This is a genomic window from Sphingomonas gilva, assembly GCF_003515075.1.
In the GTDB taxonomy this organism is placed as follows: Bacteria; Pseudomonadota; Alphaproteobacteria; order Sphingomonadales; family Sphingomonadaceae; genus Sphingomonas; species Sphingomonas gilva.
The window spans coordinates 651,729-664,381 of the sequence record NZ_QWLV01000001.1; the positions used below are offsets into that span (position 1 = coordinate 651,729).

Below are 12,653 nucleotides of genomic sequence, written 5' to 3' on the forward strand. Positions count from 1 at the left end.
CATCGAAGGCGCAACAACCGGGGATCGGGAGAGTTTGAGGGCTGTCGGCCAACGGCCTGTTCGGAGCATCGCGCCATGCGCCTCCACCATCTCAATTGTGGAACCGATTGCCCCCTGGGCGGCGCGCTGTTCGACGGCCGGAGCAAGGGGCTGACCGGGCATCTGGTCTGCCATTGCCTGCTGATCGAAACCGATGCCCACGGGCTGGTGCTGATCGACACCGGCTATGGCCTGCGCGACGTCGACCATCCCCATCGCCGGCCGCATCCGCGGATCACGCGGACGATGCGGTCGATGCTCAACATCAAGCTCTGCGAAGAGGAGACCGCGATCCGCCAGATCGCGGCGCTCGGTCTCGATCCGCGCGACGTGCGGCACATCGTGCTCACCCATCTCGATTTCGATCACGCCGGCGGGCTGGAGGATTTCCCGCACGCCACGGTGCATGTGCTGGACGCCGAGTTTTCCGCCGCTTCCGGGCCGCGGCGCGGCTTCGTGCCGCGCAACCGCTATCGCCCGGCGCAATGGAACGAGGTGATCGACTGGCGGCGCTACGGCGTGCAGGGCGAGGGCTGGTTCGGCTTCGAAGCGGTGCGCGATCTGGAGGGGCTGCCGCCCGAAATCCTGATGGTGCCGCTGCCGGGCCACAGCTGGGGCCATGCCGGGATCGCGATCAACACCGGCGGCCGCTGGCTGCTCCATGCCGGCGACGCCTATTTCTACCGCGGCGAGATGCGCCGGGCGAGACGCCGCTGCACGCCGGGCCTGCGCGCCTATCAGACGATGATGGAGGTCAACCGCCGCAGCCGCCTGGACAATCAGCGGCGGTTGCGCGAGCTGTCGATCGCCCGGCGGCAGGAGGTCACCGTGATCTGCGCGCATGACGTGGTGGAATTCGAGCGCTGCGTCGCGGGACGGCCGCTCTGAGCCAGGCGCGATGAAGGGCCGTCATGCGTCGCGCATGGCGGTCGATCGCCGGCTCGGCTATGGACGCGGCCATGCCGAACCCCGCCAACATCGTCATCCTCACCGGGGCCGGTATCTCGGCCGAGAGTGGGGTCGCCACCTTTCGCGGGCCGGGCGGGCTGTGGGAGGGGCACCGGGTGGAGGATGTCTGCACGCCCGAGGCGCTGGCGCGCGATCCGGTGCTGGTGCACCGCTTTTATGACGCGCGGCGGGCGGCGTTACGATCGGTCGCGCCCAATGCGGCGCATCTCGCGCTGGCGCGGCTGGACGAGGCGTGGCCGGGCGAGCTGCTGATCGTCACGCAGAATGTCGACGACCTGCACGAGCGGGCTGGCGCGAAGCGGGTGCTGCACATGCACGGCGAGTTGCGGTCTGCCTTGTGCGCGGCATGCGGCGCGCGGACGGCGTGGGAGGGGGATATGCTCTCCACCAGTCCCGTTCGCCGCGAGCCTGTGGAGGGACCGGCCTTTCCTTCCACGCCCGCCGGAGAAGGACGGGGCTTCGACAGGCCCAGCCCGAACGGGGAGGGGTTTGTGGCCCGCTCGTGCGATCGATGCGGTGTCCCCGCCATCCGCCCCGACATCGTGTTCTTCGGCGAGATGCCCTATCAGATGGAGCGGATCGAACAGGCGATCGCGCGGTGCGACCTGTTCGTTTCGATCGGCACCTCCGGCGCGGTCTATCCGGCGGCGGGTTTCGTCCAGACCGCGCGATGGCATGGGGCTGCGACGCTGGAGCTCAACCTGGAGCCGTCGCTGGGTAGCTATCTGTTCGATGAGACGCGGCTGGGGCCGGCGGGCGAACTGGCGCCGGCCTGGGTGGACGAGGTGCTGGGGAATAGTTTGATGTAGAGGACGGAAAGGTGGCTCCCGCCGATCTGCTCTTCTCGTCACCCGGACCCTTGGACAGGCTCAGGACAGGCTTGTTCCGTGTTCGCCGCGAGAGCAACCTCTGCTGCGCTTGTGGAGACATGGACCCCGGAACAAGTCCGGGGTGACGGCGCCTTACCGGTTTGCATAACGGTTAGGCCCGCCGTGCGACGCCGTTGCGGGTTCCGTCGATCAGGACGAAGGCGATGCGCGCCATCGCGCCCGACCGGTTTTCCCAGGCATGGGCGGTGCCGCGCTGGATGAGGATGTCGCCCGCTTTCATCAGCGTTTCGTCCTTGTCCATCACGGCCCATAGCTCGCCCGACAGGAGGATGGCGTAGTCGATCGTGTTGGTGGTGTGCATGCCGGGGCTGCGGTCCGATCCGGCATGGTGATCGGCATCGGGATAGAGCGCGGCGAAGATCGCGCGGGTGGCTTCGGCGCGCTCCTCCGCGCCGCCCTGCTGCGGCGGGATGTCGATGACGCGCAGGACGCTGCCGTGCGGCGGCGGCAGGACGCCGCTGTGGTTGACGATGTCGTCCGCCGCCTCGACCGGGCTGGGCGTGGGGCCGGTGCGCCACATGTCGGCCTGGCGGAAGGGCGTGCCGGGAAAGGTGAACTCGGCGGGGCTGGGGCCGTCCCCGGCGATGTAGGAGCGGCCCTCGTCGTCGATCGCAGTGACGATGCGGCGGGGCTGGGGCAAGGGATCCACGTCAATCCTCCAGGATGCGGCTATGGGTGCGGGTGTCGCGCATCTTGAGATACACCACCAGGCTGATCGCGATCATGCCGGTGACGTAGATGTAGAAACCGCGCTCCATCCCCTCGTTCTTGAACCACAGGGCGACATATTCGGCGGTGCCGCCGAAGATCGTGTTGGCCAGCGCATAGGGAAGCGCGACGCCCAATGCGCGAACATGCGCGGGGAACAGCTCCGCCTTCACCACCGCGTTGATCGAGGTGTAGCCGGTGATGATGATCAGCGCCGCCATCGCGAGCAGGCCGGCGGCGAAGGGATCGCGGGTGCTCTCCAGCGTCGTGAAGATCGGCCAGGTGAACAGCACGCCGGCGACGCCGAAGCCGACCATCAGCGGCTTGCGGCCGATGCGGTCGCTCACGCTGCCGGCGAGCGGCTGGAGGCACATGAAGACGAACAGCGTCGCGGCGTTGATCTGGCTCGCCACCTCGCGGCTGAAGCCCGAGGTGTTGACCAGGAATTTCTGCATGTAGATCGAGTAGGCGTAGAAGGCGAGCGTGCCGCCGGCGGTCAGCATCATCACCGTCAGCGCCTCGCGCGGGTGGCGGAGGAACAGCTCGCCGAAGCCGGAGCGCGGCGCGCCCTGGCTTCGCGCATTGGCGTAGCTCTCGGTCTCGGCGAGGCCGCGGCGGAGCCAGAACACCGCCACCGCCAGCACCCCGCCGATGGCGAAGGGGATGCGCCAGCCCCATGCCTCGAGCGCCGTCTCGCTCATCGCCGCCTGGAGGATGAGGAGGACGGTGAGCGCGGTCAACTGGCCGGCGATGAGGGTGACGTACTGGAAGCTCGAATAGAAGCCGCGATGGCGCTTGCCCGCCATCTCCGAGAGATAGGTCGCGCTGGCGCCATATTCGCCGCCGACCGACAAGCCCTGCATCATGCGGGCGAGGACGAGGAGGGCGGGCGCGGCGGCGCCGATCGTCTCGTAACCGGGGGTGACCGCGATCAGCAGCGACCCGGCGCACATCAGGCTGACCGACACCACCAGCCCCGCCTTGCGCCCGCGCCGGTCGGCATAGACGCCCATCACCCAGGCGCCGATCGGACGCATGAGAAAGCCGACCGCGAAGATCGCGGCGGCGTTCATCAGCTGCGCGGTGCGCGATCCTTCGGGGAAGAAATGCGGCGCGAAATAGAGGGTGAAGGCGGCATAGGCGTACCAGTCATACCATTCGACGAGGTTGCCGGCGGAGCCGCCGATGATCGAGCGGAGGCGCCCTTCGATACGGGTCTTCGCCATGCTCAGCCCCTACTCAGGATGATCGGCGCTTCGATACGGGTCTTCGCCATGCTCAGCCCCTACTCAGGATGATCGGATGTTGGTCATGCGTCGCCCCTGCGAAGGCAGGGGCCTACAGGTTTGTGGCACGTCCGGCGTCGCCCATGCCGCCATAGGCCCCTGCCTTCGCAGGGGCGACGGGCCGGGGACGGGCGTCACTCCACCCAATCCAGGCCGATCTCGCGGTAGAGGCCGCGGTCCTCGTCCCAGTCGGCCTTGACCTTGACGTGGAGATAGAGGTGGACGCGGTGGCCGAGCATGTTGGCGATTTCCTGGCGGGCGCGGCTGCCGATCTCCTTGAGGCGCTGCCCGCCCTTGCCCAGGATGATCGCGCGCTGGCTGGGGCGTTCGACCAGGATCTGCTGGTGGATCTCGACCGATCCGTCGTCGCGTTCCTTATACTGCTCGGTCTCGACCGCGCTGGCATAGGGCAGCTCGGCGTGGAGCTGGAGGTAGAGCTGCTCGCGGGTGATCTCGGCCGCCGCCATCCGGTCGGTCGCGTCCGAGACCTGGTCCTCGGGGAAGTGCCACGGGCCGGCGGGCATCGCCGCGGCGAGCGCGGCCTTCAATTGCTCCACGCCATCCCCGGTGGCGGCGGAGACGAAGAAGGTCTCGGCGAAGGGGACGGCCGCGTTCAGCCGCTCGGCATGGACGAGGAGCCGGCCCTTGTCGGCGAGATCGACCTTGTTGAGGATCAGCAGCTTCCTTTCGGGCCGATCCTTCAGCGCCTCGGCGATGTCGGCGACCCTGGGGCCGAGCCCGGCCTTGGCGTCGACCACCAGCGCGACGATGTCGGCGCTCTCCGCCCCGCCCCAGGCGGCCTGGACCATCGCGCGGTCGAGCCGGCGGCGCGGCTCGAAGATGCCGGGGGTGTCGACCAGCATGATCTGCGCGTCCCCCTCGATGGCGATGCCGAGCAGGCGCGCGCGCGTGGTCTGCGCCTTGGGGCTGACGATCGCGACCTTCTGGCCGACCAGCGCGTTGACCAGGGTGGACTTGCCCGCATTGGGCGCGCCGACGACGGCGACCAGGCCGCAGCGGGTGTTCTGTTCCGAATCCATCGGGTGGGGCATGGCGGAAGGACGGGGCTTCGACAAGTCATCGCCCCTGCGAAGGCAGGGGCCACCGGGCTTGTGGCACATCCGAGCTTCGCGCCGGCCGGCCGAGGCCCCTGCCTGCGCAGGGGCGACGGGGATCAGCTTTCCAATCGCCCCAGCAGCGCCCTTGCCGCCTCGGTCTCCGCCTCCTGGCGCGAGCGGCCGGTCGCCTCCGCCTCGGCGAGCTTGCCGATCGTCACCTTCACCGTGAAGCGCGGGGCGTGGTGGGGGCCGGAGCGGTCGGTGATCTCATAGGCCGGCGGGCGGCGGTTGTTGGCCGCCGCCCATTCCTGCAGCGCCGACTTGGGGTGGCGCGGAGCGGGCGTCGCGCCGGTGACGCGGTCCGCCCAGGCGCGGCGGACGAAGGCGCGCGCGGCGTCCAGCCCATGCTCGCGGTAGAGCGCGCCGATCAGCGCCTCGGCGACGTCGCCCAGCACATTGTCGCTGTCCGACGCGCCGTCGTCGCGCGCCTGCTTGCCGAGCCTCAGGTGCGGGACGACGCCGATCGCGCGGGCGACGTCGGCGCAGACCGGGCCGGTGACGAGGGCGTTGAGGCGGCGCGAGAGATTGCCTTCGGGCTCGTTGGGGAACAGCTCGTAGAGCCATTCGGCCATGACCAGGCCAAGCACGCGGTCGCCGAGGAATTCGAGGCGCTCATAGCTTTCGGCCGAGCGGCTGCCGTGCGTCAGCGCGCGCTCATAGGGCGAAAGGTCGGCGGGCGCGCGGCCGAGCGCCTGCTCGATCCAGGGGGCGAGATCGTCGCTCAATAGCCGTCCCCGACGCGGTCCCAGCGCGCGGCGGGGGCCCAGGTCCAGGGCTTGAGCCATTCGGCCGAGCCGTCGGTCGAGAAGAAGGTGACGAGCGCGCGGCCGTGGAGATTCTCGATCGGCACGAAGCCGACGCCCTTGTCCGCCGGATCGACGCGGCTGTCGGCGGAGCGGTCGCGATTGTCGCCCATCAGGAAGAGATGCCCGGCCGGCACGGTGTAGACCGGGGTGTCGTCGATGGTGACGCGGTTGAGGTCGAGCACCTCGTAATAGCGGCCCGAGGGCAGCGTCTCGCGGTAGCGCGGATAGCGGCAGACGCGGGTGCCGTCCTCCAGCGTGTCCGAATAGTCGGTCGGGTCGTAGCGGCTGGTGAGGCAGGGGCTGTTGGGGGTCAGCGGATGGACGAAATCGGCGACGCGCTGCTTGGGGACGGGGACGCCGTTCAGGATCACCTGGCCGGCGACCATCTGCACGGTGTCGCCGGGCAGGCCGATCACGCGCTTGATGTAATCGACCTCGTTCGCCGGCGGGGCGCGGAAGACGACGACGTCGCCGCGCTCCGGCAGGCGTTCGAGGATGCGGCCTTCGAACAGATCGGGCGAGCCGGGGAAGCTGAAGCGCGACCAGCCATAGGGCCATTTGGCGACGAGCAGGTAATCGCCCACCCACAGCCGCGGCAGCATCGATTCGCTGGGGATGGTGAAGGGCGCGACGACGAGGCTCCTGAGCAGCAGGACGGCGACCAGCAGCTTCAGGAGAAAGAGGCCGGTGTCGGCGGCTTCGGAGCGCTTCTTGGGCGCGGCCGCTTCGCTGGCGGGGGGCGCGGGGGCGGCGTCCTCGGTCATCGGCCCCGCTTCGCCCACGCTCCCGTCAAAGGCAATAGGCGACGATGCCCTGCAGCCAGATCATCGCGCCCTCGCTTCGCCACAGCAGCAGTCCGCCGGCGGCGAGCAGCGCGAAGACGCCGAGCACGATCAACGGCGAGACGCGCCTCATGCCGGCTCAGCCCGCACGATCGGCGCGTCGCGGATCGGCAGGTGGATCAGCGCGGCGAGCGCGGCGAGGACGATCGAGGCGGTCCATGCCGCATCATAGTTGCCGCTCAGATCGAACATATAGCCCGCCGCCCAGGCGCCGAGGAAGCTGCCGACCTGATGCGACAGGAACACCACGCCGCCGAGCATGGAGAGATGCCGAACGCCGTAGATCTGGCTGACCAGCCCGTTGGTGAGCGGCACGGTGCCGAGCCACAAGAAGCCCATCACCCCGGCGAAGACGAGCGCGCTCACCGGCGTCAGCGGCAGCAGCAGGAAGAGGACGATGGCGATCCCCCGCGCGGCGTAGAGCCCGGCGAGGACATATTGCTTGCGCAAACGATCGCCGGCGAGGCCGAACAGATAGGAGCCGAAGATGTTGAACAGCCCGATCAGCGCGAGGCTGGACGCGCCGATCGCCGGATCGATCCCCTTGTCGGTGAGATAGGCGGGAAAGTGCGTCGCGATGAACACGACATGGAAGCCGCAGACGAAGAAGCCGAGATTGAGCAGCAGGAAATTGCGGTCGCCGCCGGCCTCGCGCAGTGCCTGCCCGGCCGATTGCGCCGGTCCGCCATCCACGGATGCGGACGGCTTTCCGGCGATGCCGGCCGCGAGCGCCACGATCGCCGCGATCGCCGCGGCCATGACGATCAATGCCTGGCGATAGCCGAACTCGGTCAGTAGCGCCTGCGCGCCCGGCACCACCAGGAACTGGCCGAGCGAGCCGCCCGCGGTGACGATGCCGAACGCCATGCTGCGGCTTTCGGGCGGCACGACCCGGCCGACGACGCCCAATATGACGGTGAAGGTGATGCCGGTCATGGCGAGCCCGACCATCAGGCCGAGCGACAGGTGGATGCCGATGGCGCTGGTGGCGAGCGAGGCGAGCACCAGCCCGGCGGCGTAGAGCAGCGCCCCGCCCACCGCGATGCGACCCGCGCCGTGCTTGTCGGCAAGCGCGCCGACGAAGGGCTGCGCGAGGCCGAAGACGAGGTTCTGGATGGCGATGGCGAGGCCGAAGCTCGACCGGCTGATATCGAGCGCCGCGCCCATCTGCGGCAGGAACAGCCCGAAGGACTGGCGCACGCCCATCGCCAGCGTGACGATCACCGCGCCGGTCAGGATCACCGTCCAGGGCGAGCGCATCGTCGAGCGGGCAAGTGTCGCCATCGGTCCGTCCAATCCGAAAAGGCCGGACGCCCGAGATAGGAACGGCCGGCAAGGCTTCCACTGCCGAAATGCTTCGCCTAGGGAAAGCGCGACTTTCGAGCCGGGCTGTCTCCAGCCCCTGGGAGATAATGCCATGACCGATATCTGGGCCGATCTGGACGCATTGCCGCGTCCCAGCCTGACCGATCTGTTCGATGCCGATGCCGACCGCGTGGCGGCCTGGTCGGCCGATATCGCCGGGCTGCACTTCGACTGGTCGAAGACGCATCTCGACGCGCAGGTGGTGGATGTGTTCACCCGGCTGGCTGAGGCCCAGGATTTCGACGCGCACCGCGACGCGCTGTTCGCAGGGAGCGTGGTCAATCCGACCGAGGGCCGCGCGGCGACGCATGTGGCGGAGCGCGGCGAGGGCGGCGTCGACGATGTCCGCCAGGCCAAGGCGCTCCACGCCCGGATGCGCGCGCTGATCGACGCGATCGAGGGCGAGGCGCTGGGGCCGGTGCGCCACATCCTCCACATCGGCATCGGCGGATCGGCGCTGGGGCCGGACCTGCTGATCGACGCGCTGGGGCGCGACGACCGCCGCTACGACGTGGCGATCGTCTCCAACGTCGACGGCTGCGCGCTGGAGGAGGCGGTCAAGGGATTCCACCCGAAGGAGACGCTGATCGCCATCGCGAGCAAGACCTTCACCACCACCGAGACCTTGCTCAATGCCGGAAGCGCGCTCGAATGGCTGCGCGAGGGCGGGGTCGAGGATCCCTACGGCCAGGTGATCGCGCTGACCGCCGCGCCCGACAAGGCGATCGAGTGGGGCGTGGACGAGACGCGCGTGCTGCCCTTCGCGGAAAGCGTCGGCGGGCGGTATTCGCTGTGGTCGTCGATCGGCTTTCCCGCCGCGATCGGCCTCGGCTGGGACGCGTTCGAGGCGATGCTGGAGGGCGCGGCGGAGATGGACCGCCATTTCCGCCTGGCCGACTGGGCGGAGAACATGCCGCTGCGCGCGGCCTTCGCCGATCTCTATTACACGCAGGCGCGCGGCTGCGAGACGCGCGCGGTGTTCGCCTATGACGAGCGGCTGCGGCTGCTGCCCGCCTATCTCCAGCAGCTAGAGATGGAATCGAACGGCAAGCGGGTGACGGCGGACGGCAAGCCGCTCGGCCGCGTTTCCGCCCCGATCACCTGGGGCGGCGTCGGCACCGACGCGCAGCACGCGGTGTTCCAGCTGCTCCACCAGGGCACGCATCTGGTGCCGGTCGAATTCGTCGCGGCGATCGAGCCGGGCGACGCGCTGGACGAGGAGCATCACCGGCAATTGCTGACCAACGCCTTCGCCCAGGGCGCGGCGCTGATGGCCGGGCGCAGGAGCGACGACGGCGCGCGCAACTATCCCGGCGACCGGCCCTCGGCGACGATCCTGATGGAGACGCTCGATCCGCGCACGCTGGGGGCACTGATCGCCTTCTACGAGCACCGCGTGTTCGCCAATGCGGTGCTGCTGGGGATCAGCCCGTTCGACCAGTTCGGCGTCGAGTTGGGCAAGGAGATGGCCAAGGCCGCGGGCGCTGGCGGCGGCGATTTCGATGCGTCGACTGAGGATTTGATCCGGCGGGCCGGGCTGTAATCAAGCCTCTCCCCTTCAGGGGAGGGGTTGGGGCGGGGCTTGTCCGCAGGCGCTGATCTCGGTGAGACCTTCCCCACCCCCTACCCCTCCCCTGAAGGGGAGGGGCTATTGAACGCTTTCAACGGGAGCCTTCCGATGGCCAAGTACGACTACGACCTTTTCGTCATCGGCGCGGGATCGGGCGGGGTGCGTGCCGCGCGGGTGTCGGCGGCGCACGGCGCGAAGGTGGCGATCGCCGAGGAGCACCGCGTGGGCGGCACCTGCGTGATCCGCGGCTGCGTACCCAAGAAGCTGTTGGTCTATGGCGCGCATTTCGCCGAGGATCTGAAGGATGCGCGCCGCTTCGGCTGGGACGTGCCCGATTGCACCTTCGACTGGCCGACGCTGCGCGACAATGTGCTGGCCGATGTCGACCGGATCAGCCGGGCCTATACCGATACGCTCGAGAACCAGAAGGTCGAGATCATCCACGAGCGCGCGACGATCGCGGGGCCCAACGAGGTCAGGCTGGCGAGCGGCAGGACGGTCTCCGCCAAGACCATCCTGGTCGCGACGGGCGCCACGCCGCAGGTGCCCGAATGCCCGGGGCACGAGCATGGCATCACCTCCAACGAGGCGTTCCACCTGGAGGCGATCCCCAAGCGCATCCTGATCGCCGGCGCGGGCTATATCGCCAACGAGTTCGCCGGTGTGTTCCACCAGCTCGGCGCGCATGTCACGCTGATCAACCGCACCGACGTGATCCTGCGCCACTATGACGCGCAGATCCGCGACCGGCTGCTCCAGATCAGCATGATGAAGGGCATCGAGTTCCGCTTCCACGCCGAGTTCGAGAAGATCGTCAAGCAGGAGGACGGCTGCCTGGAGGTGCACATGTCCGGCCACGAGCCGGCGGTGGTCGACATGGTGATGTTCGCCACCGGGCGTGTGCCCAACACCGGCGGCCTGGGGCTGGAGAATGCCGGCGTCGAATGGGACGAGAAGGGCGCGATCATGGTCGACGCAGACAACAGGTCGAGCTGCGACAGCATCTATGCGGTGGGCGACGTGACCAACCGGGTGCAGCTGACGCCGGTCGCCATTCGGGAAGGCCAGGCTTTCGCCGACACGATGTTCGGCAACAAGCCGACGCGGGTCGATTACGACTGCATCCCGAGCGCGGTGTTCAGCCACCCGCCGATCGCCGGCGTCGGCATGACCGAGGGCGAGGCGCGCAACAAGCTGGGCGGCGTGCGCATCTACCAGTCCGATTTCCGCCCGATGAAGAACGTGCTGGCGGGCCGGAACGAGCGCGCGCTCTACAAGATGATCTGCGATGCGGAGACCGACCGGATCGTCGGCCTGCACATGATCGGCCCCGATGCGCCGGAGATATTGCAGGCGGCGGCGGTGGCGGTGAAGGCGGGGCTGACCAAGCAGGCGTTCGACGACACCATCGCCCTGCATCCGACCATGGCCGAGGAGCTGGTGCTGCTCAGGTAGATCCTCCCCAAAACGGGGAGGGGAACCGTTCGCCGCAGGCGAATGGTGGAGGGGGCTTGCCGCACGAGCTTCGCTGGAGGAGGACCCCCTCCACCGCCATTCGGCGGTCCCCCTCCCGTTGCCGGGGAGGAACTTGCATGCCATCACCGCCCGAAATCGGGAGGACCATAGATGCACATCCGCCACTTGCTCGCCGCCGCCGCCGCGCTTGCGCTCGCCGCGCCTTCGTTCGCGCAGGACGCGCCGCATCAGAAGCAGGCGCGCGAGATCTACGCCAAGGTGATCGGCTTCCGCACCGCCGAGGGGCAGGGCAAGGTGCCCGAGATGGCCCGCTATCTGGCGGACGTGCTGAAGGCCGGCGGCGTCGCCGAGGCCGATATCGCGATGCTGCCCAGTGGCGAGACCACCGCGATGCTGGTGCGCGTGCCGGGCAGCGATGCGAACGCCCGGCCGATCCTGTTCAGCGCGCATATGGACATCGTCGATGCCCGGCCCGAGGACTGGAGCCGCGATCCCTTCACCCTGGTCGAGGAGGACGGCCGCTTCTGGGGGCGCGGCACCCATGACAACAAGGCTGGGGTGACGGCGATGGTCTCCACCATCCTCCGCCTCAAGGCCGACAAGGCGCGGCCGAAGCGGACTTTGGTGTTCGCCTTCGTCGGCGACGAGGAGACGGGGATGGTGACGACCGGCCTGGTCGCCGGGCACGATTGGGTGAAGACGTCCGAATTCGCGATCAACACCGATGCCGGCGGCGGCGGGCTTTCGCCCGAGGGCAAGCCTCTCATCTATCTCGTCCAGGGGGCGGAGAAGACCTACGCCACCTTCGAGCTGACCGCGACCAACCCCGGCGGGCATTCCAGCCGCCCGCGCAAGGACAATGCGATCTACGACCTGGCGCGCGCGATCACCAGGGTGGAGGGCTATGCCTTCCCCGTGATGTCGAACGCGCTGACCCGCGCCTATATCGGCGCGGTGGGCGGGGCGCTGCCGGGGGCCGCGGGGCAGGCGATGAAGGCCTTCGCCGCCGATCCGACCAATGCCCAGGCGATCGCCGCGATCTCGACCGATCCGAGCTTCAACGGCACCATCCGCACCACCTGCGTCGCGACGATGCTGGAGGCGGGCCATGCCGAGAACGCGCTGCCGCAAAAGGCCAAGGCGACGGTCAACTGCCGCATCTTCCCCGGCGTGCCGGTGGCGGACGTGAAGGCCAAGCTGGTCGAGGTCGTCGCCGATCCCAAGATCGAGATCGAGGCGATCGACGATCCGCAGGCGAGCCCGGTCAGCGAGATGCGGCCCGACGTGATGGCGGCGATCACGCGGTCGATCCACAAGCGCCAGCCGGGCGTGCCGATCAGCCCCTATCTCGAATCGGGCGGGACCGACGGCAAGGTCTATCGCACCGCCGGCATCCCGACCTTCGCCACCTCCGGCCTGTTCATCCGCGAGAACGAGATGTTCGCGCACGGGCTGAACGAGCGGCTGCCGGTCGAGAGCTTCTATGACGGGCTGGAGCATATCCACGACCTGGCGCTGGACCTGGGCGGGGTGCGGTAAACCAGAAATCCTCCCTCGCGTAAGCGGGGGAGGGGGACCGGCCGA

At 68.9% G+C, this 12,653-nt stretch carries 12 protein-coding genes; 5 read left to right on the plus strand and 7 right to left on the minus strand.

Annotated elements, in window-relative coordinates:
- The first annotated feature begins 75 nt into the window (after positions 1-75).
- Both D1610_RS03055 and D1610_RS03060 read left to right on the plus strand, forming a co-directional pair.
- Entirely contained in the window at positions 76-927 is an 852-nt protein-coding gene (locus D1610_RS03055; protein WP_118862618.1) for an MBL fold metallo-hydrolase, read from the plus strand.
- 71 nt (positions 928-998) lie between these two features.
- On the plus strand, positions 999-1,817 hold the full coding sequence (locus tag D1610_RS03060) for an NAD-dependent deacylase (RefSeq protein WP_118862971.1): 819 nt from the start codon (positions 999-1,001) through the stop codon (positions 1,815-1,817).
- Positions 1,818-1,989: 172 nt separating this feature from the next.
- Here D1610_RS03060 and D1610_RS03065 read toward each other — a convergent pair whose 3' ends face one another.
- From D1610_RS03065 to D1610_RS03090, 7 genes are all read right to left on the minus strand, one after another.
- Entirely contained in the window at positions 1,990-2,547 is a 558-nt protein-coding gene (locus tag D1610_RS03065) for a cupin domain-containing protein (protein WP_245941956.1), read from the minus strand.
- A gap of 1 nt (position 2,548) precedes the next feature.
- Complete coding sequence (locus D1610_RS03070; RefSeq protein ID WP_118862620.1) at positions 2,549-3,832, minus strand: MFS transporter; 1,284 nt, start codon at positions 3,830-3,832, stop codon at positions 2,549-2,551.
- 194 nt (positions 3,833-4,026) lie between these two features.
- Positions 4,027-4,932: a GTPase Era gene (gene era / locus D1610_RS03075; protein ID WP_118862621.1), complete on the minus strand. Its 906-nt coding sequence runs from the start codon at positions 4,930-4,932 to the stop codon at positions 4,027-4,029.
- A gap of 134 nt (positions 4,933-5,066) precedes the next feature.
- Complete coding sequence (gene rnc, locus D1610_RS03080; protein ID WP_118862622.1) at positions 5,067-5,795, minus strand: ribonuclease III; 729 nt, start codon at positions 5,793-5,795, stop codon at positions 5,067-5,069.
- Positions 5,732-6,580, minus strand: coding sequence for a signal peptidase I (gene lepB / locus D1610_RS03085; protein ID WP_118862623.1), 849 nt, complete (start codon positions 6,578-6,580; stop codon positions 5,732-5,734). Before lepB ends, rnc begins: the two co-directional genes overlap by 64 nt.
- 25 nt (positions 6,581-6,605) lie before the next feature.
- Positions 6,606-6,731 carry a hypothetical protein gene (locus D1610_RS17505; protein ID WP_281268942.1) on the minus strand — a complete coding sequence of 42 codons (126 nt, stop codon included), beginning with the start codon at positions 6,729-6,731 and terminating at the stop codon, positions 6,606-6,608.
- Positions 6,728-7,942, minus strand: a complete 1,215-nt coding sequence (locus tag D1610_RS03090; protein WP_118862624.1) for an MFS transporter — start codon at positions 7,940-7,942, stop codon at positions 6,728-6,730. The genes D1610_RS17505 and D1610_RS03090 overlap by 4 nt, the downstream gene beginning before the upstream one ends.
- 133 nt (positions 7,943-8,075) lie before the next feature.
- Between D1610_RS03090 and pgi the strand changes: the two genes are divergently transcribed.
- From pgi to D1610_RS03105, 3 genes are all read left to right on the plus strand, one after another.
- Positions 8,076-9,566 (plus strand): glucose-6-phosphate isomerase, encoded by a 1,491-nt coding sequence (pgi, locus tag D1610_RS03095; protein ID WP_118862625.1) that lies wholly within the window; start codon positions 8,076-8,078, stop codon positions 9,564-9,566.
- A gap of 135 nt (positions 9,567-9,701) precedes the next feature.
- A complete protein-coding gene (gor, locus tag D1610_RS03100) occupies positions 9,702-11,048 on the plus strand; it encodes a glutathione-disulfide reductase (RefSeq protein ID WP_118862626.1) in 1,347 nt (448 codons plus the stop codon).
- Between the two features lie 171 nt (positions 11,049-11,219).
- On the plus strand, positions 11,220-12,608 hold the full coding sequence (locus D1610_RS03105) for a M20/M25/M40 family metallo-hydrolase (protein WP_118862627.1): 1,389 nt from the start codon (positions 11,220-11,222) through the stop codon (positions 12,606-12,608).
- Positions 12,609-12,653 lie beyond the last annotated feature (45 nt).

Excerpts from the sequence above, each read along its gene's own strand:
- pgi (WP_118862625.1), top strand. The coding sequence starts at position 8,076 with ATGACCGATATCTGGGCCGATCTGGACGCATTGCCGCGTCCCAGCCTG.
- D1610_RS03055 (WP_118862618.1), top strand. The coding sequence starts at position 76 with ATGCGCCTCCACCATCTCAATTGTGGAACCGATTGCCCCCTGGGCGGC.
- rnc (WP_118862622.1), bottom strand. The coding sequence starts at position 5,795 with ATGGCTCAAGCCCTGGACCTGGGCCCCCGCCGCGCGCTGGGACCGCGT.
- lepB (WP_118862623.1), bottom strand. The coding sequence starts at position 6,580 with ATGACCGAGGACGCCGCCCCCGCGCCCCCCGCCAGCGAAGCGGCCGCG.
- D1610_RS17505 (WP_281268942.1), bottom strand. The coding sequence starts at position 6,731 with ATGAGGCGCGTCTCGCCGTTGATCGTGCTCGGCGTCTTCGCGCTGCTC.
- D1610_RS03060 (WP_118862971.1), top strand. The coding sequence starts at position 999 with ATGCCGAACCCCGCCAACATCGTCATCCTCACCGGGGCCGGTATCTCG.
- D1610_RS03090 (WP_118862624.1), bottom strand. The coding sequence starts at position 7,942 with ATGGCGACACTTGCCCGCTCGACGATGCGCTCGCCCTGGACGGTGATC.
- era (WP_118862621.1), bottom strand. The coding sequence starts at position 4,932 with ATGGATTCGGAACAGAACACCCGCTGCGGCCTGGTCGCCGTCGTCGGC.
- D1610_RS03105 (WP_118862627.1), top strand. The coding sequence starts at position 11,220 with ATGCACATCCGCCACTTGCTCGCCGCCGCCGCCGCGCTTGCGCTCGCC.
- D1610_RS03070 (WP_118862620.1), bottom strand. The coding sequence starts at position 3,832 with ATGGCGAAGACCCGTATCGAAGGGCGCCTCCGCTCGATCATCGGCGGC.
- gor (WP_118862626.1), top strand. The coding sequence starts at position 9,702 with ATGGCCAAGTACGACTACGACCTTTTCGTCATCGGCGCGGGATCGGGC.